Source organism: Ramlibacter sp. (assembly GCF_028292805.1).
Taxonomy (GTDB): Bacteria; Pseudomonadota; Gammaproteobacteria; order Burkholderiales; family Burkholderiaceae_C; genus Ramlibacter.
In genome coordinates this window covers 1-3,084 of sequence record NZ_JAQGLS010000010.1, presented here as the reverse complement: position 1 = coordinate 3,084, position 3,084 = coordinate 1, and the positions used below count along the sequence as shown (strand labels likewise).

At 67.4% G+C, this 3,084-nt stretch carries 3 protein-coding genes; all 3 read left to right on the top strand.

All coding sequences use genetic code 11. The annotated features are described in order from the left end of the window. Positions 1–861: glycosyltransferase family 2 protein (locus tag JWP65_RS00435; protein ID WP_299759291.1), on the top strand; the 861-nt coding region annotated here is incomplete at its 5' end. After that, the gene (locus JWP65_RS00430) at positions 858–1,682 is read left to right on the top strand and encodes a hypothetical protein (protein ID WP_299759290.1); all 825 of its coding nucleotides are present in this window, start codon (positions 858–860) and stop codon (positions 1,680–1,682) included. The genes JWP65_RS00435 and JWP65_RS00430, both read left to right, overlap by 4 nt. A gap of 32 nt (positions 1,683–1,714) precedes the next feature. Continuing rightward, positions 1,715–2,917 carry a hypothetical protein gene (locus JWP65_RS00425; protein ID WP_299759289.1) on the top strand — a complete coding sequence of 401 codons (1,203 nt, stop codon included), beginning with the start codon at positions 1,715–1,717 and terminating at the stop codon, positions 2,915–2,917. Positions 2,918–3,084: the final 167 nt, after the last annotated feature.

The following is a 3,084-nucleotide window of genomic DNA, read 5'->3' as shown; positions in this document are numbered from 1 at the left end:
CTGCGCGCCGGCGCCGACCTGGTCATGGGCAACCGTTTCAAGGGCGGAATCGCACCCGGCGCCATGCCGTTCCTGCACCGCTACCTGGGCAACCCCGTTCTGAGCCTGATCGGACGGGTCTTCTTCCGCATCAAGGTTGGCGACTTCCATTGCGGCTTGCGCGGGTTCTCTCGCGACCGCATCCGCTCGCTCGGCCTGGTGACGCAAGGCATGGAGTTCGCCAGCGAGATGGTGGCCAAGGCGGCGCTCTCGGGCCTGCGCATCGAGGAAGTGCCCACCACCTTGCGACCCGACAATCGCGGTCGCCCGCCGCATTTGCGCACTTGGCGCGATGGCTGGCGCCACCTGCTGTTCATGCTGCTGTTTTGTCCGCGCTGGCTGTTCCTCACGCCGGGCGTGGCCTTGCTGGTGATCGGCGTCATCGGCTTTCTGATGGTGGAGACACGCAGCCTGGTCTTGTCTTCGGTGGGCTTTGGCATCACCTCCATGCTGTACATGGCGGGCGCCACCGTGCTGGGCATCCAGATGATCCAGCTGGCGTTCCTGACCAAATGGATCGGCGTGAAGTCCGGCATCGTGCCCACGCCGCGCTGGTTGCGGATCGCCACTCCCGTGCTGCGCGTCGAATCCGGGCTCGTGCTGGGGCTGCTGCTGTTCCTCGGTGGCCTGGGCTGGTCGGCGCAGCTTGTGCTGCGCTGGGGCGACGCCGGTTACGGGCCGCTGGATCCGACCGAAGTCATGCGCTCGGCGATTCCCGCCGTGACCCTGATGATCGCGGGCGCGCAGGCGGCGGTGGCCGCGCTCTTTGCCGGCGTGCTGGATTTCTCCCTTCGTTCCCTCAAAGCAACGCCCGGCCCATGATCAACGCCCTCCGTCCCGCCGCAGGCGTCCTGTTGCGCCACGAGATGCTGCTGGTGCTGTTGCTCACCGCGGTGGGTTTCGGCTCCATCCCGATGTTGCACCAGGCGATGGAATTGAGCTGGGACGGGCTGAACCACCACATCTACCTTGGCTGGACCGCCGGTGAACACCGCTTCGGGCACGACTTCCTGGCGGCCTCGTACCAGAGCCTGCAGTACCCGTACCTGTACTGGCCCGCGTACAAGCTGGCGGCGCTGGGGGCGTCGGGGCTGGTGGCCGGCCTGGTGCTGGCCGCGGTGCAGGCGGTGATCGCGATCCCGGCGTGGCTGCTGGCGCGTGTCTGCATGCCCGGAGCGACCGTGTTCGACGCGGCCATGCGCATGGCCGCCGTGCTGCTCGCGTTGATGACCAGTGTGATCCTGCTGCTGCTCAACACGACCAGCAACGACGTGCTGGGCGCCATCCCGATGCTATGGGCGATCGCCCTGGCTGCCACGCCGCACGACGCGGCCACCCCGGCTTGGCTGACGGTCCGCCGCGCCGTCCTGCTTTCGGGCGTTGCCGCGGGCGCGGCGGTGGCCGGCAAATTGAGCAATGGTCCCATCGCCATCCTGCTACCCCTGCTGTGGTTGCTGGCGAGCTCCGGACTGCTGGCGCGAGCGCGCCTTGCCGTGCTGGGCTCGGTTGCCACCTTGCTATCGTTCTTCGCCTGCTACGGCTACTGGGGCTGGTTGCTCTGGAAGTACTTCGGCAACCCCGTGTATCCGCTGTACGACGGCTATTTCGCTGCCGTGCGGGTCTTGCTGGGGTGGCAGCCATGAACCGCTTCATTCCCGATTCCCTGCTCGAGGCATTGCTGCGGCCGCTGGCAATGGCGGCGCCCAACGGCTGGGTGTACATCGAGGTGATCGCACCGGATTTCCGCTTCCTGTTCCTGGGCCTGCTTGGCCTGCTGTCCGCTGCGATGGCGTGGAAGTCCAGGGGCGCGCCCGCGATCATCTGGGCCCTGGCCGGCTTCACCGTCGTTGCGTTCGTGCCGTGGCTCATCACCACCGGCAATGGCCGCTACTTCATTCCCGTGCTGGTGCTGGGCGGCATCCTCTGCGTGGCGTTCGTCCACCGGCTTCCCGTCACCCGCTCGCTGCGCGTGACGCTGGTGCTGGTGATGATCGCGGTGCAGGGCGTCGCCGTGCTGCAAAACAACCCGTGGGGCCCCTGGAACGCCTGGGGGCTCTTCGAATGGCGCCAGCCACCGTATTACCCCCTGGAGCTCGATGCGCAGGCGCGGGAACAACCGGCGACGTACGTGACGATGTCCGTCATCACCTATTCGCTGGTGGCGCCGCTGTTCCCGAAGGAGTCGCGGTGGATCAACCTCAGTTCGCTGGCAGGGGCCGAGGACGCGACCCCTGACCTGGTCCGAGCCCAGGCCCTGCTCCGGTCAGCCGAGCGGCTGAGGATCTTCCTGCCATCCATGCCATCCAGTTCTACCTTCGACGGCCGGCCCAACGCCGCGGTCGTCAAGCGGATCGGCCAGTTTCTGCAGCTGCACCAGCTGGCGTTCGCGCGTGGTGGCGAGGGTTGTCGCCTGTTGCCGATGCGCGAGCAGACACAGGGCCTGCGTGGCGCCGACGCGGCCGAAGCACCCGAGCGCACCGAGCCGGAACAGCCGGATGCAGCGAAGCCCTATCCCCGAGCCGGTTTCTGGGTCTGCGAAGGGCGGTACGCGCCGCAGGCACCGGTGGCCCCCGACACTTTCCCGCCGGTGGACCCCCGCTACCTCGAGGCCCTGACGGTCCTGGAGCGCAGCTGCCCACGCCTGTTTCCGGCCGGCCAGAAGAAGGTGGTGCCACTGCCATCGGGGGTGCTGCGCCACTATGCATCGGCCGACATGAAGGTCTATGTCTTCACTGACGGGACCGTCTACTACAAGTACCACCGGGCGCTCAACTTCGTCTCGGTCGGGACGGTCGACAAGCTGCTGGCGCCGGGCTTCACCATGTCCTGCGACGAAGTGCCCGGGCGCTCGGGTCTGCCCTGGGACCGGGGCATTTGAAGTTCACGGCATGCCGCTGCCTTGAGATGAGGACGCTCGATGCGACCGACCCTTCCCGCTGACTCGCGCGCGGTGGCGTTGAACCTGGCCGGGCTGGGCATGCCGCTCGTGGCGGCGCTCCTCGCCATTCCGATTTTCGTCCAGAACTACGGCCTCCAGCGCTTCGG

Excerpts from the sequence above, each read along its gene's own strand:
- JWP65_RS00430 (WP_299759290.1), top strand. The coding sequence starts at position 858 with ATGATCAACGCCCTCCGTCCCGCCGCAGGCGTCCTGTTGCGCCACGAG.